The organism is Frateuria defendens (assembly GCF_001182895.1).
In the GTDB taxonomy this organism is placed as follows: Bacteria; Pseudomonadota; Gammaproteobacteria; order Xanthomonadales; family Rhodanobacteraceae; genus Frateuria_B; species Frateuria_B defendens.
Genome location: NZ_LFQR01000099.1, coordinates 1 through 23,504 on the forward strand (window position 1 = coordinate 1; position 23,504 = coordinate 23,504).

The 23,504-nt window shown below is 72.0% G+C and carries 21 protein-coding genes; 7 read left to right on the forward strand and 14 right to left on the reverse strand.

Translation table 11 applies throughout. The features are described 5' to 3' along the window. Positions 1 to 44 precede the first annotated feature (44 nt). Complete coding sequence (locus ACH65_RS13260) at positions 45 to 644, reverse strand: TetR/AcrR family transcriptional regulator (protein WP_237561515.1); 600 nt, start codon at positions 642 to 644, stop codon at positions 45 to 47. Positions 645 to 774: 130 nt separating this feature from the next. Between ACH65_RS13260 and ACH65_RS13265 the strand changes: the two genes are divergently transcribed. The 3 genes from ACH65_RS13265 (at position 775) to ACH65_RS13275 (ending at position 3,314) form a co-directional block, all read left to right on the forward strand. Beyond that, positions 775 to 1,107, forward strand: coding sequence for a hypothetical protein (locus ACH65_RS13265; protein WP_049623085.1), 333 nt, complete (start codon positions 775 to 777; stop codon positions 1,105 to 1,107). A gap of 171 nt (positions 1,108 to 1,278) precedes the next feature. Continuing rightward, positions 1,279 to 1,932, forward strand: coding sequence for a protein-L-isoaspartate O-methyltransferase family protein (locus ACH65_RS13270; protein ID WP_049623086.1), 654 nt, complete (start codon positions 1,279 to 1,281; stop codon positions 1,930 to 1,932). 29 nt (positions 1,933 to 1,961) lie between these two features. Beyond that, on the forward strand, positions 1,962 to 3,314 hold the full coding sequence (locus tag ACH65_RS13275) for a TolC family outer membrane protein (protein ID WP_049623087.1): 1,353 nt from the start codon (positions 1,962 to 1,964) through the stop codon (positions 3,312 to 3,314). 77 nt (positions 3,315 to 3,391) lie between these two features. On the opposite strand, the gene waaA is transcribed toward ACH65_RS13275, so the two are convergent. Further along, the gene (gene waaA / locus ACH65_RS13280) at positions 3,392 to 4,657 is read right to left on the reverse strand and encodes a lipid IV(A) 3-deoxy-D-manno-octulosonic acid transferase (RefSeq protein ID WP_049623088.1); all 1,266 of its coding nucleotides are present in this window, start codon (positions 4,655 to 4,657) and stop codon (positions 3,392 to 3,394) included. A gap of 151 nt (positions 4,658 to 4,808) precedes the next feature. Between waaA and lpxL the strand changes: the two genes are divergently transcribed. After that, positions 4,809 to 5,726, forward strand: coding sequence for an LpxL/LpxP family Kdo(2)-lipid IV(A) lauroyl/palmitoleoyl acyltransferase (lpxL, locus tag ACH65_RS13285; RefSeq protein ID WP_082190322.1), 918 nt, complete (start codon positions 4,809 to 4,811; stop codon positions 5,724 to 5,726). Positions 5,727 to 5,867: 141 nt separating this feature from the next. After that, complete coding sequence (locus ACH65_RS13290) at positions 5,868 to 6,809, forward strand: VirK/YbjX family protein (protein WP_049623090.1); 942 nt, start codon at positions 5,868 to 5,870, stop codon at positions 6,807 to 6,809. Here the strand turns inward: ACH65_RS13290 and ACH65_RS13295 are convergent. The 6 genes from ACH65_RS13295 to ACH65_RS13320 form a co-directional block, all read right to left on the reverse strand. Beyond that, complete coding sequence (locus ACH65_RS13295) at positions 6,792 to 7,565, reverse strand: glycosyltransferase family 2 protein (protein ID WP_049623091.1); 774 nt, start codon at positions 7,563 to 7,565, stop codon at positions 6,792 to 6,794. The genes ACH65_RS13290 and ACH65_RS13295 overlap by 18 nt on opposite strands. Then, positions 7,555 to 8,814, reverse strand: coding sequence for an O-antigen ligase family protein (locus tag ACH65_RS13300; RefSeq protein WP_049623092.1), 1,260 nt, complete (start codon positions 8,812 to 8,814; stop codon positions 7,555 to 7,557). Before ACH65_RS13300 ends, ACH65_RS13295 begins: the two co-directional genes overlap by 11 nt. Positions 8,815 to 8,946: 132 nt before the next feature. Next, positions 8,947 to 10,086: a glycosyltransferase gene (locus tag ACH65_RS13305; protein WP_049623093.1), complete on the reverse strand. Its 1,140-nt coding sequence runs from the start codon at positions 10,084 to 10,086 to the stop codon at positions 8,947 to 8,949. Between the two features lie 81 nt (positions 10,087 to 10,167). Further along, a complete protein-coding gene (locus tag ACH65_RS13310; RefSeq protein WP_049623094.1) occupies positions 10,168 to 10,371 on the reverse strand; it encodes a zinc-finger domain-containing protein in 204 nt (67 codons plus the stop codon). 191 nt (positions 10,372 to 10,562) lie between these two features. Next, positions 10,563 to 11,147 carry a YceI family protein gene (locus ACH65_RS13315; protein WP_049623095.1) on the reverse strand — a complete coding sequence of 195 codons (585 nt, stop codon included), beginning with the start codon at positions 11,145 to 11,147 and terminating at the stop codon, positions 10,563 to 10,565. 49 nt (positions 11,148 to 11,196) lie between these two features. Further along, positions 11,197 to 11,790: a malonic semialdehyde reductase gene (locus ACH65_RS13320; RefSeq protein WP_049623096.1), complete on the reverse strand. Its 594-nt coding sequence runs from the start codon at positions 11,788 to 11,790 to the stop codon at positions 11,197 to 11,199. 133 nt (positions 11,791 to 11,923) lie between these two features. Here ACH65_RS13320 and ACH65_RS13325 point away from each other — a divergent pair, with 133 nt between their 5' ends. Beyond that, positions 11,924 to 12,913, forward strand: a complete 990-nt coding sequence (locus tag ACH65_RS13325; RefSeq protein WP_049623097.1) for a mitochondrial fission ELM1 family protein — start codon at positions 11,924 to 11,926, stop codon at positions 12,911 to 12,913. A gap of 43 nt (positions 12,914 to 12,956) precedes the next feature. Here ACH65_RS13325 and glnE read toward each other — a convergent pair whose 3' ends face one another. From glnE to ACH65_RS13355, 6 genes are all read right to left on the reverse strand, one after another. After that, positions 12,957 to 15,809: a bifunctional [glutamate--ammonia ligase]-adenylyl-L-tyrosine phosphorylase/[glutamate--ammonia-ligase] adenylyltransferase gene (glnE, locus tag ACH65_RS13330; RefSeq protein WP_049623098.1), complete on the reverse strand. Its 2,853-nt coding sequence runs from the start codon at positions 15,807 to 15,809 to the stop codon at positions 12,957 to 12,959. A gap of 139 nt (positions 15,810 to 15,948) precedes the next feature. Next, on the reverse strand, positions 15,949 to 17,112 hold the full coding sequence (locus tag ACH65_RS13335) for a sulfate/molybdate ABC transporter ATP-binding protein (RefSeq protein WP_049623099.1): 1,164 nt from the start codon (positions 17,110 to 17,112) through the stop codon (positions 15,949 to 15,951). Positions 17,113 to 17,129: 17 nt separating this feature from the next. Then, positions 17,130 to 18,008 carry a sulfate ABC transporter permease subunit CysW gene (gene cysW / locus ACH65_RS13340; protein WP_049623100.1) on the reverse strand — a complete coding sequence of 293 codons (879 nt, stop codon included), beginning with the start codon at positions 18,006 to 18,008 and terminating at the stop codon, positions 17,130 to 17,132. Further along, positions 18,008 to 18,832: a sulfate ABC transporter permease subunit CysT gene (cysT, locus tag ACH65_RS13345; RefSeq protein ID WP_049623101.1), complete on the reverse strand. Its 825-nt coding sequence runs from the start codon at positions 18,830 to 18,832 to the stop codon at positions 18,008 to 18,010. The genes cysW and cysT overlap by 1 nt, the downstream gene beginning before the upstream one ends. A gap of 3 nt (positions 18,833 to 18,835) precedes the next feature. After that, complete coding sequence (locus ACH65_RS13350) at positions 18,836 to 19,846, reverse strand: sulfate ABC transporter substrate-binding protein (RefSeq protein WP_049623102.1); 1,011 nt, start codon at positions 19,844 to 19,846, stop codon at positions 18,836 to 18,838. A 136-nt stretch (positions 19,847 to 19,982) separates the two neighbouring features. After that, entirely contained in the window at positions 19,983 to 21,236 is a 1,254-nt protein-coding gene (locus tag ACH65_RS13355; protein WP_237561516.1) for an OprO/OprP family phosphate-selective porin, read from the reverse strand. Positions 21,237 to 21,570: 334 nt separating this feature from the next. Between ACH65_RS13355 and ACH65_RS13360 the strand changes: the two genes are divergently transcribed. Beyond that, positions 21,571 to 23,484 carry a sulfatase-like hydrolase/transferase gene (locus ACH65_RS13360; protein ID WP_082190323.1) on the forward strand — a complete coding sequence of 638 codons (1,914 nt, stop codon included), beginning with the start codon at positions 21,571 to 21,573 and terminating at the stop codon, positions 23,482 to 23,484. Positions 23,485 to 23,504: the final 20 nt, after the last annotated feature.

Below are 23,504 nucleotides of genomic sequence, written 5' to 3' on the forward strand. Positions count from 1 at the left end.
GCCGCTTTTTTTGCGCCCGGCGATCGGGCCGTGCGCAGGCTCGCTCAGCGCGGCAGGTAGGCGCGCAGGAACACGTCCACGGCGGCGCGCGCGTTGGACTCGATCTCCGCGGCGAAGGCCACGGCGCAATCCTCGCAGCCGAACAGCCGGCGCAGCAGCAGGTCGCCCTTGAGCAGCGCATAGAACTGCGTGCTGGCCAGCGAAGCGTTCTGGATGTCGAGCGCGCCGGCGTCCGCCGCCTTCTGCAGCAGGTCCTGCAGCAGCTTGTGGGTGTGCGCGGGGCCTTCCTCCCACAGCATGCGGCCGTAGCGGGGGTTGCCCTGGCGGCAGTCGCTCAGGATGGCGCGGAAGGTGCCGGCGATGCTCGGGTTGCACTCGTTGCGCGCATGCTGGAGCGCGATGTTGAGCAGCACCCCGCCGATGTCGTCGCCCGGCTCGTACTGGAAGATGTCCTCGGGCAGGAACTCCTGGATGCGCGCGCGGATCACCTCGCGGAACAGGTTGTCCTTGTCGCCGAAGTGGCTGTAGACGGTGAGCTTGGACACGCCCGCCTCGGCGGCCACGGCGTCCATGCTGGTGCCGGCGAAAGCGTTGCGGATGAAGAGCGCCTTGGCGGCCTCCAGGATCGCGGCACGCTTCCCCATGTCCTTGGGGCGACCGGGACCCTGAGACTTGGCTTGCAGGACGGCTGTCATGTCACGCACCTTCACAAAACGGCTCAAATGACTTTATTATACGAAAGAGTTCAATTATTTCCAGTCACCGGGGCTGAACATGTCCACCGTCGTCGAACTGCAGCTCAGTGCAGCCTACCGGCAGGCCCAGCGCAAGCTGGGCCACTGGATCGCCCAATCCGGCGCGATCTCGCGCCAGCAGGCCTTCCAGGCGCGCGCGGCCCTGGCCCCGCTGGACGCCACGGAACATGATCGCCTGGTGCGCTGGCTGGCCTGGCTGTGCGTGGCCGCCCGCAGCCGCGGCGACGCCCGCCTGCCCTCGCGCCTGCGCCGCCTCGACGCCACGCTGCAACAGGCGGTGGAGCGCGCCCTCGCCCGCCTGCCCGAGCCCGCGCGCGCGGCCCCGCCTACACTGCACCGCCTGAGCGCCTAAGGCGCCCGGACGCCGCCCCGCGCATGACTTGCGTCAGCGCGGCGTTGTGACTTCCGGCACTTCGGCCGGGCCCTTCGAGGCCACAGGCTAGCGATTGTCCGAGCCTGGCTTAAACGCTTATCCTTGCTGGCCTTTTTTGACTTCCCCTCCCATACGGTTCCGGTGAACGCGATGAACTTCGAACAGGCGCGGCAGAACATGGTCGAAAACCAGGTGCGTCCCTGGGAGGTGCTGGACCTGCGCGTGCTCGACGTGCTCGCGCGCGTGCGCCGCGAGGATTTCGTGCCGCCGCAGCACCGGCAGCTGGCGTTCGCCGACGTGGCCCTGCCGCTCGGCCACGGCGAGGTGATGATGAAGCCGGTGCTGGAAGGCCGCGTGCTGCAGGCGCTGGACCTCAAGCCCACCGACCGCGTGCTGGAGATCGGCACCGGCTCGGGCTTCCTCGCCGCCTGCCTGGCCGGCCTCGCCGAGCACGTCACCAGCATCGACATCCATGCCGATTTCACTGCCGCCGCTGGACAGCGCCTGGCCGCCGCGGGCATCGAGAACGTGGCGCTGGTCACCGGCGAGGCGGTGGAAGCCTGGCAGCCGGCCGGCCTGTTCGACGCCGTGGTGGTGACCGGCGCGGTGTACCAGATCCCTTCGCGCTTCCTGGCCTGGCTCAAGCCTGGCGGCCGCTTGCTGGCGGTGCGCGGCGAGTCGCCGGTGCAGCAGGTGGTGCTGGTGACCCACCAGGAGGCGGGGCGCTACCACGAGGCCAGCCTGCTCGAGACGGACCTGCCCTATCTGGCCCACGCCGAGCCGCCGCGCCGGTTCGCGTTTTGATTCCCTTTCGCTCTCCACGAGGCACCCCAATGCGCTTGAAGCTCCTGTCCCTTGCCCTGGCCTTGTCGGCGGCGTCCCTGCCCGGTCACGGCGAGGACCTGCTGGATGCATACCGGGAAGCACGCGCCAACGATCCGACCCTCTCGCAAGCCGACGCCACCCGCCTCGCCACCCGCGAAGGCGTGCCGCAGGCGCGCGCGCTGCTGCTGCCGCAGATCAATGCGTCGATGGGCATCAGCCAGTCCAGCTACGGCGGCTCCTTCAATTCCGGCCTCAACGGCGTCGACGGCAGCGGCCATAGCCGCACCCGCACGGTCAACGGCGACATCAGCCAGACCGTGCTCGACCTCGGCAAGATCAGCGACCTGCGCGCCGCGCATTCGCAGGCCGACGCACAGGACGCCAGCTACCAGGCCGCGCTGCAGGACCTCTACGCGCGCGTCACCGCGGCCTACTTCAACGTGCTGACCAGCCAGAACAACCTGGTCTACGCCAAGGCCAACGAAGACGCCTACCGCACCACCTACGAGCAGGCCGAGCAGCGCTACAAGGTCGGCCTCTCGGCGATCACCGACCTGCTGCAGGCCAAGTCCTACTACGAGGCCGCCCGCGCCAACACGGTGAGCGTGCAGACCACGCTCAACGACGCCCGCGAGGCGCTGACCCAGATCACCGGCAAGCCGGTGGGCGACCTCAAGATCCTGCGCGAGGAGCTGCCGATGCAGCCGCCCTCGCCGACCGACGAGAAGGCGTGGGTGCAGGAGGCGGCCAAGGGCAATCCCAACATCCTCGCGCAGCAGTACAGCGTGCAGGCCGCCGAGCGCAGCATCGACTCGGCCCGCGCCGGCCACCTGCCCACCATCAACGCCACCCTGAGCCGCGGCCAGAACACCACCTGGACCAACCGCGGCTCGGTCCCGTCGGGCACGAACCAGCTCCTGAACACCAACGGTCGCTACGCCACCACCATCGGCGTCACCCTGCAGGTGCCGATCTTCTCCGGCGGTGCCACCCAGTCGCGCGTGCGCCAGTCCATCTACCAGCGCGATTCGGCGCAGGATTCGCTGGAGATCACCCGCCGCCAGGTAACCCGCGACACGCTCAACTACTACCGCCTGGTGATCGCCGGCATCAGCCAGGTCGAATCGACCAAGGCCGCGGTGGATTCGGCGCAGAAGGCGGTGGAGGCCACCCGCGCCGGCTTCCAGGTCGGCACCAAGACCATCCTGGACGTGCTCAACTCGATCCAGACCCTGACCTCGGCGCAGAGCAGCTACTCGCAGGCCCGCCACCAGTTCGTGCTCGACAAGCTGCTGCTCAAGCAGTCCGCCGGCAACGCCCAGGTGAGCGACCTGGAGGCGATCAACGCGCTGCTGCAATAAGACCCTCCTCCGCCACCTCCGGCGGATGCTCCGAAACGGCCGGGCCCTGGGCCCGGCCGTTTTGCGTCGGGGCGGCGCTATTCCTGCAGCAGGTGGTCGATCAGCGTCATCACCCGGCCCACCGCGCCGCGCTCGCCGTCGAACACCGCGCGGGCCTTGCGGCCCATCGCGTCGCGGCGCTCGGCGTCGCGCAGCAGGTGGCGCACCATGGTGCCCAGCTGCTCGTTGCTCGCCACCCGCTCGGCGCCGCCTTCGCGGATCAGGGTAAGCGTGATCTCCTCGAAGTTGAAGGTGTGCGGCCCCACCAGCACCGGCCGCGACAGCGAGGCCGGCTCCAGCACGTTGTGGCCGCCGATCGGCGACAGGCTGCCGCCGACGAAGGCGAGGTCCGCCGCCGCGTAGAACGGCATCAGTTCGCCCATGGTGTCGATCACGAACACCTGGTGCGACGGCGTGGGCATGCGCTCCGCCGTACGCCTGGCGACCGAGAAGCCGAGGCTGCGCGCGGAGTGTTCCACCGCGCGGAAGCGTTCCGGATGGCGCGGGGCGATCAGCAGCAGCGCGTCGGGCAGGCGCTTGAGCACGGCCAGGTGCGCCTCCAGCACGGCCAGTTCCTCGCCTTCGTGCGTGCTGCCGGCGATCCACACCGGCCGCAGCCGGCCCCAGCACGCGCGCAGCGCGATGCCCTTCTCCATCGCGTCCACCGGCACCGGCATGTCGAACTTCAGGTTGCCGCTGACCACGATGCGCTCGGGGTCGGCGCCGAGCAGGCGGTAGCGCGCCGCGTCCGGGCGCGACTGTGCCGCCACCTGCCGCACGCAGCGCAGCGCCGAGCGCACCACCCCCTGCAGCGGCTTGTAGCCGCGCAGCGAGCGCTCGGACAGGCGCGCGTTGACGATCATCAGCGGGATGCCGCGGCGGTAGCAGGCGAAATAGAGGTTCGGCCAGATCTCCGTCTCCACCATCATCGCCAGCCGCGGCCGCACGCGCTTCAAGAACCGCGACACGGCGAACGGCAGGTCGTAGGGCAGGTAGACGTGGAAGACGTCCTTGCCGAACAGCTGGCGCACGCGCTCGGAACCGGTCGGCGTCACCGTGGTCACCACCAGCGGCGCCTCCGGATAGTCGCGGCGCAGCGCCTTGATCAGCGGCTCGGCCGCGTTCACCTCGCCCACCGACACCGCGTGCACCCACAAGCTGCCGCGGAAACCCGGCGCGTCGAAGAAGCCGAAGCGCTCGCGCCAGCGCAGGTGGTAGTCGCCGTAGCGCACGCCGCGCGCGAGCAGGCGCGCCACGATCAGCGGCGTCACCAGGTACATCACCAAGGTATAGAGATAGCGCAACGACGACTCCTCGGGCCCGCGTGCGGCCGGGCGCGGCAGTATAAGAGCCTGTTCCATGTCTCTGCATGGTCCGCGCGGCTTGCCGAGACATGGAACAGGCGCTGACGGTCCGGCCCACCGGGACGGCCGCTACAATGGGCGGATGCCCGGCATGCCCCGCCCCCGTTTCGTCCCCTCGCTGCTCGCTCCCCGCCACTGGCCCGCCTGGCTGGGCGTGGCGGTGCTGCATGCGGTGGCGCGCCTGTCGTGGCCGGCGCTGCTGCGGCTGGGCCGCGGCCTCGGCTGGCTGGTGCGGCGCGTGCCCTCGCCGCGCCGGCACGTGGCCGAGACCAATCTCGCGCTGTGCTTTCCCGAACTCGCCCCCGCCGCGCGCACCGCGCTGGTGGACGCCCACCTCACCGACATCGGCCTGATGATGGTGGAGTTCGCGCTGGGCTGGATGGGCTCGGACCGCGCCATCGCGCGCGTGCCGGTGAGGATCGAGGGCCTGGAGCACCTGGAGGCCGCCCGCGCGCAGGGCCGCGGCGTGCTGCTGGTGGGCGGCCACTTCTCGCATCTGGAGCTGTGCGCGCGGCTGGTCTCGCAGCGCATCCGCATCGCCGGCATGTACCGGCGGATGGACGCCGCGGTGTTCGAGTGGGCCGTGCTGCGCGCGCGCCTTCACTACGCCGAGGCCATGTTCGACAAGGACGACATCCGCGGCACGGTGAAGTACCTGCGCGGCGGCGGCACGCTGTGGTACGCGCCCGACCAGGACATGCGCAGCAAGGACAGCGTGTTCGTGCCCTTCTTCGGCGTACCGGCGGCCACCATCACCGCCACCCACCACCTGGCGCGGCTGGGCCATGCGCTGGTGATCCCGTTCTTCCATCGCCGCCTGCCCGGCAGGGGCGGCTACGTGCTGCGCCTCGGCGCGCCGCTGGAGCCTTTTCCCACCGACGACGCCAGCGCCGACACCGCGCGCGTCAACGCCTGCATCGAGCAGATGGTGCGCGAGGCGCCCGAGCAGTACCTGTGGGTGCACAAGCGCTTCAAGACGCGCCCGCCGGGCGAGCCCGGGGTGTACTGAACGCGCGGCGCGCGCCACGCCCGCCTTGCCGCGCCCGCGCCTGAACGCCCGGCCGGCGAAAGCCAAACGCAAGGCAACCGACAGCTTGGCGCAAGCCGCCGCCCCTAGAACGTGGACCAGAATTTTTCTGGGCATGCGTTCATGGACCTCGAACTCTTTTTCCGCTCCTTCCGCGCTCGCGCCGACTGGGGAAACCGCGTCGGCATGCGCCGGCGCAAGGCCGCCAAATACGCCTGGCGCTGCCTGCTGCATGGACGGCGGCAGGCGCGCTGGCTGCGCTTCCTCGACGGCCACCCGCTGCTGCGCCGGATCGTCACCGTGCAGCCGCGCCTGCACGAGCGCTGGCACCACGCCTACGTGAGCCGCCAGCTCGGCGCGACCCGGCGGCTGGCCGTGGCGCACCAGCACTACGCCTTTCTGCTCGCCCACTGGCCGGCGGCGGCGATCGAGGCGATCTACCTGCACGAGGGCCTGCCGCTCGGCACGCTCGAACTGAAGGACGGCAGCCATGCGCATCTCGCGCTGCGCCGCCCGGTGGGCAAGGGCACCGAGGGGGAGCTCGGCCTGTATCTCTTCGACGACGACGGGCAGCGCCTGTGCAGCCTGGTCTTCACCATCGCCGGGGACGGCCTGCTGATCGGCTGCGTGCAGGGAGCCTACGCGCATATGGGCGCGGAAGCCGCGCGCCGCTTCACCCGGCAGAGCCACGGCCTGCGCCCGAAGAACTTGCTGCTGTCGGTGCTCTACGCGCTGGCGGCCCACCACGGCATGGCGCGCGTGCGCGGCGTGGGCAACGCGGCGCACCCGTTCGCCGGGCAGCTCGACCGCGAATGCAGCGGCCCGCGCATCAAGACCGACTACGACGCCTTCTGGGTGGAATGCGGCGGCCGGCGCGGCGACGACGGCTTCTACGAACTGCCGCCGCGCGAGCCGCTGCGCGACCCCAACGAGGTGGAGAGCAAGCACCGCTCGGCCTTCCGCAAGCGCGAGCAGCTGCGCCGGCAGGGCTGCCACCAGGCCCTGGCGGCGCTCGGCCTGGCCGCGCCCGCCGGCGAGGACACCGCGCTAGAGGCCGCCGCCTGAGCCGCGGCCGCGCCGCTGCGCCTCGTGCAGTTTGGCGTACTTGAGGAAGGCGTAGAACGCGCCGCAGACGCTGGCGATGAAGCCGGCCCAGCCGTTCAAGAAATAGCGCTTGCCCACGTACTGGCGCAGGAAGAACACCGGCGGATACAGCACCATGCGCAGGCCGGTGTAGCGCTGCCGCTTGCGCAGCTTGTGCGCCACCATGCCGGTGGTGTAGCGGTTGATCTTCGCCACCCGGGTGGCGATGTCGCCGTCGCCATCGTTGACGAAGTCGGCGCGCCACAGCGTCTTCACCGGCCCCTGCACCTCCACCGCCGCATGCACCTCCACGTCGTTCATGCCGCCGCGGCGGCGGTCGAACAGGCGCAGGTGGCCGTTGCGCCAGCTCCAGCGGTGCTGCACGGTCCAGAACATGCGCTCGCGCCGCGGCAGGCGGAAGCCGGCGTGGCGCGGCGCCACCAGCGCGCGCTCGATCACCTCGCGCGTGCCGGGCGAGAGGATCTCGTCGGCGTCGAGGTTGAGCACCCAGTCGTGACGGGCAAGATCGATGGCGCGCTGCTTCTGCGGGCCGTAGTCGTCGAAGGGGTGGACGTCCACCCGCGCGCCGTGGCGGCGTGCGATCGCTACCGTGTCGTCGGTGGAGCCCGAGTCCAGCACCACGATCTCGTCGGCCCAGTCCACCTCGGCCAGGCAGGCATCGAGGGTGTCGGCGTTGTTGTAGGTGATCACCACCACCGACAGCGGCTCACGCGGCATCGGCGTCCTCCGTGGCGTACAGCGCCGCGCACCACAGGCCGAGCAGCCAGGCGAACAGCAGGCCCCACCAGGCCGAATAGAAGGCCAGGTGGGTGTTGAAGGGAAACAGCATCGCACCCAGCGCCACCGTCGCCGGAAAGGCCCGCGCGCGCGCCGCGGCGCCCACCGCGCACCAGGCGCGCACGGCCAGCACCAGCCCCGCCAGCCACAAGGCGAGGCCGAGCGCGCCGGTCTCGGTGAGCACCTCCAGCACCAGCTGGTGCGCATGGCAGGCGCCCTCGCCCACGCCGCAGGCTTCGGCGGTGAGGAAGTGGTCGTCGGCCGGCGCGAACTGCGGGTAGGCGTAGCGGAAGCCGCGCACGCCCACGCCGTTCCACGGGTGCGCGGCGATCATCCGCGCGCTGGTCCGCCAGATGTCGAGCCGGCCGGTGAGCGCGGTGTCGAGGCCCTGGCCGGTGCCCTGGAAGGCGGCCAGGGTGCGCGCCATGCGCTCATGGAAGCGCGTCGAGGTCTGCCACGCCAGCGCACCCGCCAGCGCCAACACCGCCGCGCCGAGGCCGCACCAGGCCAGGAAACGCCAGACCGAGCGCGCCTCGCGCCAGGCGAATGCCGCCGCCACCAGCGCGTAGCACAGCCACGCCGCGCGCGAGCCCGCCAGCAGCACCGGCCCGAGCAGCAGCAGGAAGGCCAGCGCCAGGCCGCGCCGCCCGAAGCGCTCGCGCGCCGCCCACAGCACGAAAGGCGAGAGCACGCCCAGCGCCGGGCCAAGCTTGAGGTTGTCCGCGCCGAAGATGCCGGAGATGCGCTCAGCCTCTGCGCGCCCGCCCAGGCTCCAGCCGGTGAGCGCCTGCACCCAGGCATCGAGCGTCCACAGGGCCACCATCGCGGCCACCGCGGCATACAGCGCGCGCAGCCTGTCACCGCGCCGGATGGCGAAGCAGGCGTACAGCCCCAGCGGCGCGTAGCGCAGCGCCGCCGCGGTGGTGCCCCAGCTCTTGCCCGGCTTCACCGCGTCGAGCGAGGAAAGCAACGCGGCGCCGACGTAGGCGGCCAACAGCCACAGCAGCAAGCGCGCGCCGACGTGCTCGGCCAGCGCGCGCGGATGGCGCGCGAACAGCAGCGCCACGCCGATGAGGCACAAGACGGTGCCGGCCTCCGCGCTGCGCCCGAACGGCAGCAGCGCGACCACCAGCCCGAACGGCAGCAGCGGCGAGCGCAGCGCGGCGCGGAGTCGGGAGGAGAACGGCATCGCAGGTCCCAGGCGGCGAACGCCCGATTGTACGGGACGCATCCCGCGGCCAGGCGCAGGGCGCGGCTTCGTCGCCATCGGGCCCGGCCGGCGCCGTGCCCGCACGCGGCCCTGTGCGGCAGCGCGCAGCCGCTACCGCTCCGGCGCCTGGTCGGCCAGTTCCTCGTACAGCGCCAGCACCGCCTGCTGCATGTCGGCGAGGCGGTAGCGCTGCAGCATGGGGATCGGCGGCGCCACGCGCAGCAGTTCGGCGGCACGCTCCACCAGCTTCTCGCGGTCGTTGGGCGGCACGCGGCCGGCGGGATAGAGCTCGGCCAGCAGCTCGCCCACCCCGCCGTGCGCATAGCCCAGCACCGGGCGGCACAGCGACAGCGCCTCCACCACCGTGCGGCCGAACGACTCGGGCCGGTTGGACAGTTGCAGCACCAGGGCGGAAACGGCGTAGACGTCGCGCACGTCGGCGCGCGGCGGCGTCATCGCCACCTGCGCCTCGAGCCCGCGCGCGGCCACCAGCTTGCGCAGCTCCTCCACGTAGGCCTCGCGGCCCGGCTCGATCACGCCGAGCAGCAGCAGCCGGGTATCGATGCCGCGCTGCCGGAGTTCGCCGACCAGCTCGATCGCGTCGCGGTGGCCCTTCAGGCGGGTGCCGCGCGCCGACAGGGTGAGCAGCGGCGCGCCGGCGAGCTGCGGCAGCTCGGCGAAGAAGGCCCCGGTCCAGGCCTCGTCCGGGCGATGGCCGTAGGGGAAGGCCTCCGGGTCGATGCCGCGCGGGATCACCCGCACCCGCGAGGGGTCCAGCCACGGGTAGTGGCTGAGCACGTAGTCGCGCAGGGTCTGCGAGACCACGATCACCCGCTCGCCGCGCAGCAGGATGGCGCTGTAGCGGCCGGGCGAGTTCATGCCGTGCACGGTGGTGACGAAATGCGGCCGCGGCGACACGCCGCGCAACGCCCACCAGCCCAGCCACGCCGGCAGGCGCGAGCGGGCGTGCACGATATCCGGCGAGAGCTGCCGCAGGATGCGCCGGAGCGGGCCGAGCTTGAGCAGCGAGGCGAGCGACTTGCGCCCGATGTCGAGCGTGATGTGCTCGCTGCCTTCGGCGAGGAGCTGCTCCACCAGGCGGCCGCCGGCCGAGATCACCACCGAACGGTGCCCGGCCGCCACCAGGGCGCGGGCGACCTCCAGCGTGGAGCGCTCGGCGCCGCCCGACTGCAGGGCGGGGATCAGCTGGACGATGGTCAGCGACCGGGGAGCGGGAACGGCGACAGACATGGGCGGCTCGACGTGACTTTCATTCCGTAGTGCATGCAGTGATCGTGCCGGTTGCCGCCCCGGAGAGCGAAAGCCGGCGCGTCAATCGCGCAAAACGTAGTGCGCGCCGCAATACGGGCAAGTCGATTCGCCGCCGTCGTCCACGATCGGCAGGTATACCTTCGGATGCGAGTTCCACAGCGCCATCCCGGGCATCGGGCAGGACAGCGGCAGGTCCGCGCGCGTCACTTCGTAACGGTTTTCGGCATTGGCCGGCATCAACGCGGCGGCTTCGGACTGCGACATGGGTACGGGCTCCACAACAGATACCTCGGATCGCAAGATGGTAGCAGCCGCCCTGCCTCCGGACGCGCGCCGCCCGGCCGGCCGGACATCGGCCAGACAGGCTGGCCGCGGCCCGGCACGGGGCGCGGCCATGAAAAAAACCCCGCGCCGTCGCCGGTGCGGGGTTCACCCCAAGACAGGGAAAAACCGGCTTACTTGGTCGCCGCGGCGCGGGCTTCGGTGGTGATGCGGATCTTGATCTCGTCGCTCACGTTGGGCACGAAGGCGCCCACGCCGAAGTCCGAACGCTTGAGGCTGGCGGTGGCGTCGAAGCCGATCGCCGGCACCTTGGCCATCGGGTGCTCGCCCACCTTGTTGAGCTTGGCGTCCAGCACCACCGGCTTGGTCACGCCATGCACGGTGAGGTCGCCGGTGACCTTGAACTTGCCGCCGCCCAGCGCCTGCACCTTGGTGCTCTTGAAGGTCACGGTGGGGTACTTCTCGGCGTCGAGGAAGTCCGGCTTCTTCAGGTGCTCGTCGAGCTTGGGCACGAAGGTGTCCAGGTTCGAAAGCGGCAGCGTCACGTCCACGCTCGACTTGGCCGGGCTCTTCTCGTCGAACACCAGCGTGCCCTCGGAGAGGCCGAGGTTGGCGCTGGGGTTGGAGAAGCCGAAGTGGTTCCAGCTGAACAGCACCATGGTGTGGGTGGGGTCGAGCTTGTAGGTGACCGGGTCGGCCTGGGCCGAGACGGCGGCGCCGAGCAGGCCGGCGAGAGCGAGGTACTTCATTGCACGCATGGGGAAACTCCTTGAGGGGGTGATCGGCGAAAGGGTGCTCGACCCGGCTTCAGACGATCTTGCAGGCTTCGTCGAAGGACAGGCGGGGGTTGCGCGGGTACAGGTCGCGGCTGGCGTCGCCGTAACCGAGGTTGACCAGGAAGTTGGACTTGACCGTGGTGCCGGCGAAGAAGGCCGCGTCCACGCCGGCGTTGTCGAAGCCGGACATCGGGCCGCAGTCCAGGCCCAGCGCGCGGGCGGCCAGGATCAGGTAGGCGCCCTGCAGCGTGCCGTTGCGGAAGGCCGTGCCGTCGATCAGCGCTTGGTTGCCCACGAACCAGCTCCTGGCGTCGGTGTGCGGGAACATCCGCGGCAGGTTCTCGTAGAAGGCGTAGTCGATGGCGACGATGGCGGTGACCGGCGCGGCCAGGGTCTTGGCGCGGTTGCCTTCGGAGAGGTGCGGACCGAGCTTGGCCTTGGCCTCCGGCGACTTCACGAACACCAGCCGCGCCGGCTGCGAGTTGGCGCTGGTGGGGCCGAACTTGGCCAGCTCGTAGAGCCGCTGCAGCAGCGTGTCGTCCACCTCGCGCGGAAGGAAGGCGTTGAAGGTGCGGGCGGTACGGAACAACTGGTCGAGGGCGGACTCGGAAAGCACTTCGCTCATGACTATCCTTTCTTTGCTGGGCGCGCCGTCGCGGCGTAGCGTTGAAGTGTATGACGCCGCGACGGCGCACAGGGCCGGGCAAAAAGGAACGAAGCGTGCAGATTCCAACAACAATCCGGCGGTGCCCCGGCCCATGAAGCCGCTGCATGGCGAATGCTGGGCGATCACCGACCAGGCCGCCGGCAACCAGCGCCAGGCGCTGGCGCTGGCCGAGCGGCTGGGCCTGCCGGTGCGCCACCTGGTGCTGGCGCCGCGCCCGCCGTGGTCGTGGCTGTCGCCGCGGCTCACCCTGGGCGGCCGGCTCGCGCTCGACGCCGCCCAGCGGCGCCTGTTCGCGCCGCCGTGGCCCGTGGTGGCGATCGGCTGCGGCCGCACCGCCGCGCTGTTCACCCGGCTGCTGCGCCCGCTCGCCGGCGGGCGCTGCCACACCGTGCAGATCCTCGACCCGCGCCTCGATCCCGCGCACTGGGACACGGTGATCGCGCCGCGCCACGACGGCCTCGCCGGCCCCAACGTGCTGACCCCGCTCGGCTCCCTGAACCCGGTGGACGAGGCCTGGCTGGCGGACGGCCGCGAGGCCTTCCCCGACTTCGAGGCGCTGCCCCGCCCGCGCGTGGGCGTGCTGCTCGGCGGCCCGCGCCGGGGCGTGGCGCTCGATGCGGCCTATGCGCGGGAGCTGGCCGCGCAGCTGCTCGCCCGCCAGCGCATGGAGGGCGGCAGCCTGCTGGTGCTGGCCTCGCGCCGCACGCCGCCGGCGCTGATCCAGACCTTCGCCGCGGCGATCAGCCCCACGCCCGGCCTGTTCTGGCGCAACGCCGACGACGGCCTCAACCCCTTCCCCGGCGTGCTGGGCTGGGCCGACCGCCTCATCGTCACACCCGACTCGGTGAATATGCTGAGCGAGGCCTGTGCGGTCGGCTGCCCGGTGCACACGCTGGCCCCCGCCCCGCTGCCGGCGCGGCTCGCCCGCTTCCACCAGGCGCTGCACGAGGCCGGGCTGCTGCACGATCTCGCGGCGACGACGCCGGCTTCGCAAACGCCGCTGCGCGAGACGGAAGCCATCGCCCGGACGCTGCGGCAGGCCATCGCGGCGCGGCAGGCCGGCGACGACGCCGGCGCGTGATCGCCCCCGGCGACGCGAACGCCGGTCGCACGCGCGACGCCGCTCAGAAGACGAAGCCGAGCGCCCCGGTGACGTCGCGCACGCCGGCGCACAGGCGTTCCAGCCCGGCGTCGCGCGGCGCGAGGCGCGGGCGCAGGTCCAGCGTGCAGGCCAGCGCGCGGCGCAGCAGGCTGGCGTGCGCGTCGGCCAGCACGCGGGCCTGGTAGTCGTCGAGCAGGCCGGCATCGCGGCAGGCCTCGATCCATGCGGTCGTGGCGGTGGTGGCGAGCAGCGCGGGATGCTGGGCGGCGTGGGCGAGCACCAGCCCCTGCAGCGCGAACTCGATGTCGAGCAAGGCGCCGGCCGCCTGCTTGAGGTCGAGCCGCTGCGCGTCGGAACGGTCGCGCTCGGCGCGCCAGCGCCGGCGCATCGCGCTCACCTCGGCCCGCACCGCCGCCGGGTCGCGCGGCACGGCGAGGACCTCGCGCCGCACCGCGGTCAGGCGCGCGCCGAGCGCGGCGTCGCCGGCCACCGGCCGCGCGCGCAGCAGCGCCTGGTGTTCCCAGGTCCAGGCGCGGCCCTGCTGGTAGGCGACGAAGGCATCGAGGCTGCTCACCAGCAATCCCTTGGAGCCGTCCGGGCGCAGCCGCGTGTCCACTTCGTACAGCCGCCCCGCGCGAGTGAGCGCGGTGAGCCAATTGATCACCCGCTGCGCCAGGCGCAGGTACCAGCGCGCGCCGTCCAGCGGCCGCGCGCCGTCGCTCTGCGCGTGCGCGCGGCCGCCGTCGAACACGAACACCAGGTCGAGGTCGGAGGCGAAGCCCAGCTCGCCGCCGCCCAGGCTGCCGTAGCCGAGCACGGCGAAGCCCAGCCCGTCGCCGGGCAGCCGCCCGTGCTGGGCGATCAGCTCGCGGGCGGCCATCGCCAGCACGGCGTGCACGCTGGACTCGGCCAGCGCCGCCAGGCGCCGCGCCGTGGGCACCGCTGCCGCGCGGCCGTCGTTGCAGGCGAGGCCGAGGCGGAAGGCAAGGCTGGACTTCAGCTCGTTGAGCCGCTCCAGTTCGAACTCCGCCTCGTGCTCGTCGAGCGCGCCGAGCACGCGCGCGATCTCGGCGCTGATGTCGGCGCGCTTGAGCGGCAGCTGCTCGATGCGCGGGTCGAGCACGTCGTCGAGCAGCAGCGGCTGCGCGATCACCCGTTCGGCCAGGAAGGCGCTGTCGGCGAACAGCCGCGCCAGGCGCTCGCGCGCGGCGGGCTGCTCCTCCAGCAGGGCGAGGTAGGAGGCTCGCCGCGCCACCGCCTGTACCAGCCGGCACAGCCGCAGCAGGCACGGCACCGGCGCGCTGCCGGCGCGCGCGGCGGCGATGAACTGCGGCATCAGGCGATCGAGCTGGGCGCGGGCGCGCGGAGACATCGCGCGCACCGTGGCGGCCTGCGGCAGCTTCGCCAGCGTGTCGACCACCTCCTCCGCCGGCACGAAGCCCGCCGCCACCAGCGCGTCGGCCTCCAGCGCACCATCGCAGGCCTGCCGCCACAGCACCGCGTCGGCCTGCGGCACGCGCGCGGCGCGGCCGCCCTCGGGCACCAGCACCGCGGCGAATTCCTCGCTCACCACCGCGCGGTGGTGGGCCAGCTCGACGGCCACCGCGCCCCAGCCCGCGCGCCCCATCGCCAGCGCGATGCGCTCGCGCGTCGCCGGATCGTCGGGCACGTCGTGCGTCTGCGCGTCGCGCAGCATCTGCACGCGGTTCTCGAGCCAGCGCAGGAAGCGGTAGGCCTCGCGCAGCCCCCGGGCGCGCGCGGCGCCGATGTGCCCGCGCGCCTCGCACGCGGCCAGCGCCGGCAGCAGGCCGCGCACGCGCAGGGAAGGCTCGCGGCCGCCGCGGATCAGCTGGATCAGCTGCACGATGAACTCGATCTCGCGGATGCCGCCGGGGCCGAGCTTGAGGTTGCCGTCCAGCTCGCGCCGCGCCACCTCCGCGTCGATCAGCGCCTTCATCTCGCGCAGGCCGGCGAAGGCGGTGTAGTCGAGGTAGCGGCGGTAGACGAACGGGCGCAGCAGTTCCAGCAGCTGCTTGCCGGCGTGGCGCTCGCCCGCCACCGGGCGCGCCTTGATCCAGGCGTAGCGTTCCCAGTCGCGGCCCTCGCTCTGGTAGTACTGCTCCATCGCCGCGAACGAGAGCGCCAGCCGGCCCACGCTGCCGAACGGGCGCAGGCGCAGGTCCACGCGCGCGCACAGGCCGTCCACCGTCGGCTCGTTGAGCAGGCGCACCAGCTGGCGGCCCAGGCGCGCGAAGTACTCGCCGTTGTCCAGCCCCCGCGCGCCGTCGCTCTGCCCGCCGCGCGGGTAAGCGAACACCAGGTCGATGTCGGAGGAGAAGTTGAGCTCGCCGCCGCCCAGCTTGCCGAAGCCCAGCACCACCAGTTGCTGCCGCGCGCCGGCCTCGTCGCGCGCCTCGCCGTAGCGCGCCGCCAGCGCGCGTTCGGCCCAGCCCAGGGCCGCATCCAGCAATTCCTCGTACAGCGCGCTGGTGCCCGAGAGCGTTTCCTCCAGCGTGTCCAGGCCGTTGACGTCGCGGAACACCAGCCGCAGCGCCTCCGCGTGGCGGAAGCGCCGCAGCGCGGCCATGCACGCCGCCTCGTCCTCGCCGAGCCGCAGCGCCTCGATGCGCGCCGAGGCCGTGGCGGAGGAGCGCATCAGCTCCAGGCCCTCCGGCGCCAGCAGCTGCGGATGGCGCTTCCAGATCTCGAAGGCGTAGTCGCTGGCAAGCAGGGTGCGCCGGATGCGCTCGGCCACGCCGGCGTCGTCGTGCAGCGGCACGCCGGCGGCGCGGCAGCGCGCCATCAGCTCGGCATAGCGCTGGTCGACCCAGGTGCGCAGGTCGGAGGTTTGGGCGAGGGTGGGGGCGGTGGCCATGGAACGGATTGTGCGCGAGTGGCGCGGCGGCTGCATGGCGCGCCGGCACCCGCCCGGGATCGCCCGCGGCTGCCGTGGCCGGCGCGCGCCATGCCGGCATGGCGCGCGAGAACCCCGCCCGCCGGCGCGGGTCAGGCACTCACAGCTTGCGGTGCAGCCAGGGCCCGATGTCCACCGTCGCGCCAGCCGCCTGGGTCAGCGGCACCATCGTGTCGTGGCGCGGGCGGAACACGTGCCGCGAGGGCTCGCGCCCTTCCGCGAACAGGGTCAGCGTGCGCAGCTGCACCGTCACCGCCGAGCCTTCGGCGAGCGCGTGGCGGCTCACCTCCTCCTCGCTCCATTCGGCTTCGATCTGCGCGCCCTGGCCGGCCAGGGTGAGCGCCACGCGCACCGCGCTGCCGGCCACCTGCAGGCGGGTGATGCGGGCGGGCCAGCCGGCCTCGCCGCGGGGCGCCAGGGTCACCTGCTCCGGACGCAGCCAGGCGCTGACCGCGCGGTCGTCGAGCATCATCGGCAGCTCGCCCTGCAGCGCGTAGCCGGACAGCAGCAGGCGGCCGTGCTCGACGTAGCCGTCGAGGCGGTTGGAGCGGCCGATGAAGTCGTGCACGAAGGGCGTCGCCGGTTCGCGGTAGATCTGCGCCGGCGTGCCGATCTGCTCGATGCGGCCGCGGTTCATCACCACCACGCGGTCGGCCATTTCCAGCGCCTCCTCCTGGTCGTGGGTGACCAGCACCGTGGTCAGCCCCAGCGAACGCTGCAGGTCGCGCAGCCAGCCGCGCAGGGCCACGCGCACCTGCGCGTCGAGCGCGCCGAAGGGCTCGTCGAGCAGCAGCAGCGACGGCTCGATGGCCAGCGCGCGGGCCAGCGCCACGCGCTGGCGCTGGCCGCCGGAGAGCTGCGCCGGATAGCGCCGCTCGTAGCCTTCCAGCTGCACGCGCTTGAGCAACTCGGCCACCCGCGCGGCGATCTCGCGGCGCGCGGGCCGCTGCGAGCGCGGGCGCACGCGCAGGCCGAAGGCCACGTTGTCGGCCACGGTCATGTGCGCGAACAGGGCGTAGTGCTGGAACACCAGGCCGACGTGGCGCTCGCGCGCGTCCAGCGCGAGCAGGTCCTCGCCGTCGCGCCGCACGCGCCCTTCGTCCGGGTCGTCGAGGCCGGCGAGGATGCGCAGCAGTGTGGTCTTGCCCGAGCCGGAGGGCCCGAGCAGGGCCACGAACTCGCCGTCGGCGATGTCCAGCGAGACGCGCTCCAGCGCCGCGAAAGCGCCGTAGCGGCGAGCCAGTCCGTCGATCGTGATACCCATGTGTTACGCCTCGAAACTCAATGCCGTGCCGCCGCGCGCGCCAGCTCGCCGCCGTGCCGCCATTCCACCAGCCGCTTGATCACCAGGGTGACCAGGGTGAGCAGGGCCAGCAGCGAAGCCAGCGCGAACGCCGACGCCACCGCGTCGCCGCTGCCGCCGTTGTAGACCTGGTCCACCTGCAGCGGCAGCGTGTTGGTGAGGCCGGGCAGATGCCCCGACACCACCGAGACCGCGCCGAACTCGCCCATGCTGCGGGCACTGCACAGCAGCACGCCGTACAGCAGGGCCCACCGTATCCGGGGCAGCGTTACGCGGAAGAAAATCTGCCAGCCGCCGGCGCCGAGCGTGCGCGCGGCGACTTCCTCCTCGCTGCCGCGCGACTGCATCAGCGGGATCAGCTCGCGCGCCACGAAGGGAAAGGCCACGAACACTGTCGCCAGCACCACGCCGGGCACGGCGAAGATCACCCGCAGGCCGTGCGCGTCGAGCCAGCCGCCGAACCAGCCGTGCACGCCGTAGGTCAGCACATAGACCAGGCCCGCCACCACCGGCGACACCGCGAACGGCAGGTCGATCAGCGCGCCGAGCAGGCTCTTGCCGCGGAATTCGAAGTGCGTCATCAGCCATGCCGCGGCGAGGCCGAACAGCATGTTCGCCGGCACCGCAATGGCCGCCACCAGCAGGGTGAGCTTGACCGCGGTGCGCGCGTCTGGGTCGGTGATGGCGGCGACGAACACGGCCCAGCCGTGGGCCAGGCCTTCGGCGAACACCACCAGCAGCGGCAGCAGCAGGAGCAGCGCCGCGCACAGCACGGCGACGCCGGTGAGCAGGCCGCGGACCAGCCGCGAGGCGAGGCTGCGGCGGCGGTAGACGGGGCGGGCGAGCACGGCTTCCATCAGCCCGCCTCCGTCCAGCGCCGGTTCCAGCGCTGCAGAGCGTTCACCGCCAGCAGCACCAGCAGCGAGGCGGCCAGCATCACCGCGCCCAGCACCGCGGCCGGGCCGGTGTCGCCGCCGGAGTCGAGCTTCTGCACGATCAGCAGCGGCACGATCTCGGTGCGCATCGGCAGGTTGCCGGAGATGTAGATCACCGAACCGTACTCGCCCACCGCACGCGCCAGCGCCAGCGCGAAGCCGGTGAGCAGGGTCGGCGCCAGCATCGGCAGCAGCACGCGGCGGAAGCGTTGCCAGGGGCCGGCGCCGAGCGTCAGCGCGGCCTCCTCCGGCTCGCGCTCCAGGCTCTCCAGCACCGGCTGCAAGGTGCGCACCACGAATGGCAGGCCCACGAACACCATCGCCAGCAGCACGCCGAGCCGGGTGTAGGCCACCTGCACACCCAGCGGCTGCAGCCAGCGGCCGATCCAGCCCTCGGGCGCGTAGAGCGCGGTGAGCGCGATGCCGGCCACCGCGGTGGGCAGCGCGAACGGCAGGTCCACCAGCGCGTCGCACAGGCGGCGCAGCGGGAAGCGATGGCGCACCAGCACCCAGGCCAGCAGCAGGCCGAGCAGCATGTCGATCACCGCCGCCGCCAGCGCGCCGCCGAAGCTCAAGGACAGCGCATGCAGCACCCGGCGGGTGCTGACCTGCGCCCACCACGTAGCCGGGCCGAGGCTGGCCGACTTCCACGCCAGCGCGGCCAGCGGCAGCAGCACGATGCCGCCGAGCCAGGCGAGGGTGACGCCCAGGCTGAGCCCGAATCCCGGCAAGGCCCTGTTACGCATGCCTCATCGCCCCTCGCTGATCTGGTCGTACACGCCGCCGTCGGCGAAATAGGTGGTCTGGGCCTTTCGCCAGTCGCCGAACTGCTCGGCCAGGGTGAAGGTCTTCACCGGCGGAAACTGGGCGGCGTACTTGGCCGCCACCGCGGGCAGGCGCGGGCGGTAGAAGTTCTTCGCCGCCAGTTCCTGGCCCTCGGGCGCGTAGAGGAACTTGAGGTAGGCCTCGGCGAGTTGGCGCGTGCCGTGCTTGTCCACCAGCTTGTCCACCACCGCCACCGGCGGTTCGGTGAGGATGGTGAGCGAGGGCACCACGATGTCGAACTTGTCCGCGCCCGCCTCCTGGCGCGAGAGCAGCGCCTCGTTCTCCCACGCGATCAGCACGTCGCCGATGCCGCGCTGGACGAAGGTGTTGGTGGCGCCGCGCGCGCCGGTGTCGAGTACTGGCACGTGCTGGTAGAGCTGGCTCACGTAGGCGCGCGCCTTGTCGGCGCTGCCGCCGTTCTGGCGCGCGGCCCAGCCCCAGGCGGCGAGGAAGTTCCAGCGCGCGCCGCCGGAGGTCTTGGGGTTGGGCGTGATCACCTGCACGTCGTCGCGGATCAGATCGGGCCAGTCGCGGATGTGCTTGGGGTTGCCCTTGCGCACCAGGAACACCACGCTCGAGGTGTAGGGCGTGCTGTTGTCCGGCAGGCGCGACTGCCAGGCCTTGGGCAGCAGGCCGTGGTCGGCCAGCGCGTCGATGTCCCAGGCCAGCGCGAGGGTGACCACGTCGGCCTCCAGCCCGTCCAGCACGGCGCGCGACTGCTTGCCGGAGCCGCCGTTGGAGGTGGTCACGCGCACGTCCTGCCCGGTCTTCTGCTTCCACTGCGCAGCGAAGGCGGCGTCCACCTGCTTGTACAGCTCGCGGGTCGGGTCGTAGGAGACGTTGAGCAGGCGGTCGCCGGCCGCCTGCGCCGTCGCGCAGCAGGCCAGGGCCAGCAGCGGCAACAGCAGTTTCGGCAGCAGAGTCGGTCGTTTCATCGCGCGTGCTCCATGGGGGTCGAAGGAGGAAAGTGCGTGGCGCCGGCCGCTGCCCGCACCACACGAGTAACGCGCCCGCGCCGATCCGTCCAGTGCGCGGACGCCAAAGCCCAGGCGGGCGGTCGCCGCCGCATGGCTAGAAGCTCAGCTGCGCGCGCGCCTCGAACACGCGCGGATGCAGCTGCACGCCACGGCGGTCGCTGCTCACCCAGACGTAGTTGGTCTGGAATTTCAGGTGCTCGCCGAGGTACCAGTTGGCGCCCAGCGTCCAGTCGTGCTCGGTGCCGCCGGTGATCGCGCCGTCGTCGAGGTCGAGCCGACTGTAGCGCAGCGCCAGTTCCACCGCGCCCCAGCGCTGGCGCGGCTTGATCGCCGTGAGGTCGCGCCCGCGGTAGCGGCGGTCGGCGACGTTGCCGTCGTTGTACACGCGCGACTCGCCGGTGAGCGTCCAGGTGACGAAGGCGTAGTAGCCGCTGGCATGGTAGCCGGGGCGCCCGTCGCGCTTGACCCGCGCGTCGAGGTATTCGCCCTGCGCGGACAGCGGCCCGTCGATCCACAGCGCCTCGACGCCGCGGCGGTCGATGTGGTCGGCGTTGACCAGCGCGCCGGAGTCGATCAGCCGCACCGGCGACAGGCCGTCCTCCGGCCGGGCGCGCAGGCGCGCCGTGGGCGGCACGCGGTCGCCGTCGTTGCCGGACCAGTTCAGCGTCTCGCGCGAGGCCGACACGCCCAGGTGCAGCACGTGGCCGGCGCGGTTCACCGGCACCCAGGCCACGCGGCCGGCCACGGTGCGGCCGGGGTTGTTGCCGTCCAGGTCCTTGTGCCAAAAGTACCAGCCGAGGTTGATCAGCCAGGTGCGGCGGATCAGCGACCAGTCCAGGCCGGCGCGGCGGCCTTCCCAGATCGCCTGGGTCGGCAGCGCGCTCTCGATGAAGGTGGTGGCACCGGAGCTGGTCACGCCCTCGAAGCCCACCGGGGTCTTGCTGTAGCCCAGGCGGAAGTTGCCGAAGTCGGTGCCGAACAGGCCCTTGGAACGCACGCGCACGAAGGTGTCCACCCACTGCCGCACCTGGAAGTCGTACTGCACGTTGACGTCGTACAGGCCCGGCTTGCGCAGGTAGAAGCCGAAGTACTTGCGGCGGTTGGTCTGGGCGTCCTCGAGGCGGCCGTCGTCGTGCTTGAAGCGGTTCAGGTCGTACTGGTAGAGCACGCCGATGCCGAAGTCGGTGCCGTCGGCGGCGACCACGTGGGTCGGCCAGTCGCCGAAGACGTCGTAGTCGGCCGCCTGGGCCTGGCCGGCCAGGCCCAGGCCCGCGGCCAGCCACGCCACCGCGCCGTATCGTTTTCTCGCCTGCGCCATCGCGCGCCGCTCCCCATGCTTGTCCGCCATGTTCCGCATGCTGCCTCGCCCCGGGCCGCGCAAGAAATGACGCGTGTGCATATCCACATGCCATTTCGGCGTATCGGCCTCGACGGACGTCCAGACGTCCAATCCACAACGTTCTCCGAACGCCATCGGAACCCTCGATACCGTTGCGCGCGATAACCGTGGTTACCATCGGCGTCTGCTCCGCTCAATGGGGAGGCGCAAAGAAATTGCGGCGCGCGTTAAGCGCATGTTCGGACCAACTGAACCTGGCATGACACGGGGACGCCCTCTCGACGGTACCCACATGTCAGGCACGTTACAGTCCGCTCCCAGTCCCCCCAGACGGACCCGGACTATGCCGCTCATGCAACACCGCACGACGACATCGCCGATTCGGTACCGCGCCGCCCGCCTCGGCACGCCGCTGCTGCTGGCCGTGCTGTTCGTACTGTGCACCGGCCTGCTGGACGGCGGCGAAGGCGTGCGGCCCGGGCAATTGTTCGCGCAGCCGCTCTTCCTGCTGGCCAATGCGCTGCCCGGCCTGCTGTGCGCCGCGCTGCTGCTGGTGGCGACCCGGCGCGCGCTGCTCGCCTTCGGCCTCGCCTTCCTGCTGCAGGGCGTGCTCTACGGCGTCAACGCGCTGAAGATGGCCAACCTCGGCGTGCCGTTGATGCCGGCCGATTTCCGCATGGTCGGCCAGCTGCACCAGGGCGGCGCGCACGTGCTCGGCGCCTATCTGCCGCACAGTCCCTGGCCCTACCTCGCCCTGATCGGCGGCATCGCCGTGGTGGTGGCGCTGTGGCGCTGGGAGCCGCCGTTGTTCGCCCGCCGCACCCATGGCGGGCGCCTCGCCGCCGGCGCGGTGCTGACGCTGGGGCTGGGCACCCTGCTCGCCGGCCAGCAGGCCTGGGCCCGCGTCTACAGCGGCGAGCGGCTGTGGCTGGAGCCGTGGTCGGCCAACGCCACCGCCACCCATTCGGGCCTGGTCAGCTCGCTGCTGCTGTACCACCTGCAGTACGGGCACAACAAGCAGAAAGCGAACCCGGCCGCCGCCACGCAGCTGCTCAGCCAGGCCGACCAGGCGCTGCGCCAGCGCCTGGGCTCCACCGCCAACGACACCGGCGAGCGGCCGGACATCGTGGTGGTGCAGAGCGAATCGTTCTTCGACCCGACCATCATGAAGGGCTACGAGCACAGCGACTTCACGCCCAACCTGCACCGGCTGGCCCGCCACGGCGCGAGCGGCGCGCTGCACGTGCCGACCTACGGCGGCGGCACCATCCGCACCGAGTTCGAGGTGCTCACCGGGCTTTCGCTGCGCTACTTCGACAACCTGCAGTTCCCCTATCTGCAGATGAACGCCAAGGTGGTGCCCGGCCTGGTGCGCACGCTGCGCGCGCACGGCTACGAGACGGTGGCCATCCACGGCAACGACCCGGGCTTCTGGAACCGCAACACCGCCTTCGGCGCGCTGGGCTTCGACCGCTTCGTCTCCGGCGCCGCCTTCCCGCGCAACGCGCCGCACGACGGCATGTACATGGCCGACAGCGCGATGACCGACGAGATCCTGGCCCAGCTCAAGAACAGCGGCCCGCCGCAGTTCCTGTTCGCGATCAGCCTGGAGGCGCACGGCCCCTACGACACCCAGCCCGCCGACGCCGCCGAGCGCGACGCCATGCCGGTGCCGGCGGGCATCACCGGCAAGGCCAGGCTGGAGCTGCAGAATTACCTCTACCACATGCGCCACGCCGACGCCGAGCTCGGCCGCCTGGCCGAGGCGCTGGCCCAGCGCGAGCGCCCCACCCTGCTGCTGTTCTACGGCGACCACCTGCCGGCGCTCACCGACAGCTACCGCATCACCGGCTTCGTCGACGGCCGCGACATGCTGGCCCAGCCCGGCACCTGGCTGCTGATCAATCCGCGTGACCCGGGCGCCACCGAGCACGAGTCCCTCGCCTCGTGGATGCTGCCCGGCAAGCTGCTGGAACGCGCCGGCATCCACGACGACGCCTACTTCGCCCTGACCCAGGTGCTGGCGCCGCAGCTGGCCGCCCTCACCCACGCACCCGGCGCGCCGCCGGACAACGAGGACGGCCGCGCGCAGCAGCTCGACAACGGCATGGCCAGCGTGGCGATGCTGCGCTACGCCCGCAAACTGGACAAGTTCCTGCCCAGGGACGTCGCCAACACGCCGGGCGGCACCAACACCGCCATCGCCCATGGCGATTCGCATCCGGAAGCGGCGGTGGCGAACGGGGTGCACCAGTAAAGGCAGCGGCCGGCTCGGCT

What these genes read in the sequence shown, in the direction of transcription:
- ACH65_RS13260 (WP_237561515.1), bottom strand. Translation starts at nt 644, where the DNA reads ATGGGGAAGCGTGCCGCGATCCTGGAGGCCGCCAAGGCGCTCTTCATC.
- ACH65_RS13265 (WP_049623085.1), top strand. Translation starts at nt 775, where the DNA reads ATGTCCACCGTCGTCGAACTGCAGCTCAGTGCAGCCTACCGGCAGGCC.
- ACH65_RS13270 (WP_049623086.1), top strand. Translation starts at nt 1,279, where the DNA reads ATGAACTTCGAACAGGCGCGGCAGAACATGGTCGAAAACCAGGTGCGT.
- ACH65_RS13275 (WP_049623087.1), top strand. Translation starts at nt 1,962, where the DNA reads ATGCGCTTGAAGCTCCTGTCCCTTGCCCTGGCCTTGTCGGCGGCGTCC.
- lpxL (WP_082190322.1), top strand. Translation starts at nt 4,809, where the DNA reads ATGCCCCGCCCCCGTTTCGTCCCCTCGCTGCTCGCTCCCCGCCACTGG.
- ACH65_RS13290 (WP_049623090.1), top strand. Translation starts at nt 5,868, where the DNA reads ATGGACCTCGAACTCTTTTTCCGCTCCTTCCGCGCTCGCGCCGACTGG.
- ACH65_RS13295 (WP_049623091.1), bottom strand. Translation starts at nt 7,565, where the DNA reads ATGCCGCGTGAGCCGCTGTCGGTGGTGGTGATCACCTACAACAACGCC.
- ACH65_RS13300 (WP_049623092.1), bottom strand. Translation starts at nt 8,814, where the DNA reads ATGCCGTTCTCCTCCCGACTCCGCGCCGCGCTGCGCTCGCCGCTGCTG.
- ACH65_RS13305 (WP_049623093.1), bottom strand. Translation starts at nt 10,086, where the DNA reads ATGTCTGTCGCCGTTCCCGCTCCCCGGTCGCTGACCATCGTCCAGCTG.
- ACH65_RS13310 (WP_049623094.1), bottom strand. Translation starts at nt 10,371, where the DNA reads ATGTCGCAGTCCGAAGCCGCCGCGTTGATGCCGGCCAATGCCGAAAAC.
- ACH65_RS13315 (WP_049623095.1), bottom strand. Translation starts at nt 11,147, where the DNA reads ATGCGTGCAATGAAGTACCTCGCTCTCGCCGGCCTGCTCGGCGCCGCC.
- ACH65_RS13320 (WP_049623096.1), bottom strand. Translation starts at nt 11,790, where the DNA reads ATGAGCGAAGTGCTTTCCGAGTCCGCCCTCGACCAGTTGTTCCGTACC.
- ACH65_RS13325 (WP_049623097.1), top strand. Translation starts at nt 11,924, where the DNA reads ATGAAGCCGCTGCATGGCGAATGCTGGGCGATCACCGACCAGGCCGCC.
- glnE (WP_049623098.1), bottom strand. Translation starts at nt 15,809, where the DNA reads ATGGCCACCGCCCCCACCCTCGCCCAAACCTCCGACCTGCGCACCTGG.
- ACH65_RS13335 (WP_049623099.1), bottom strand. Translation starts at nt 17,112, where the DNA reads ATGGGTATCACGATCGACGGACTGGCTCGCCGCTACGGCGCTTTCGCG.
- cysW (WP_049623100.1), bottom strand. Translation starts at nt 18,008, where the DNA reads ATGGAAGCCGTGCTCGCCCGCCCCGTCTACCGCCGCCGCAGCCTCGCC.
- cysT (WP_049623101.1), bottom strand. Translation starts at nt 18,832, where the DNA reads ATGCGTAACAGGGCCTTGCCGGGATTCGGGCTCAGCCTGGGCGTCACC.
- ACH65_RS13350 (WP_049623102.1), bottom strand. Translation starts at nt 19,846, where the DNA reads ATGAAACGACCGACTCTGCTGCCGAAACTGCTGTTGCCGCTGCTGGCC.
- ACH65_RS13355 (WP_237561516.1), bottom strand. Translation starts at nt 21,236, where the DNA reads ATGGCGGACAAGCATGGGGAGCGGCGCGCGATGGCGCAGGCGAGAAAA.
- ACH65_RS13360 (WP_082190323.1), top strand. Translation starts at nt 21,571, where the DNA reads ATGCCGCTCATGCAACACCGCACGACGACATCGCCGATTCGGTACCGC.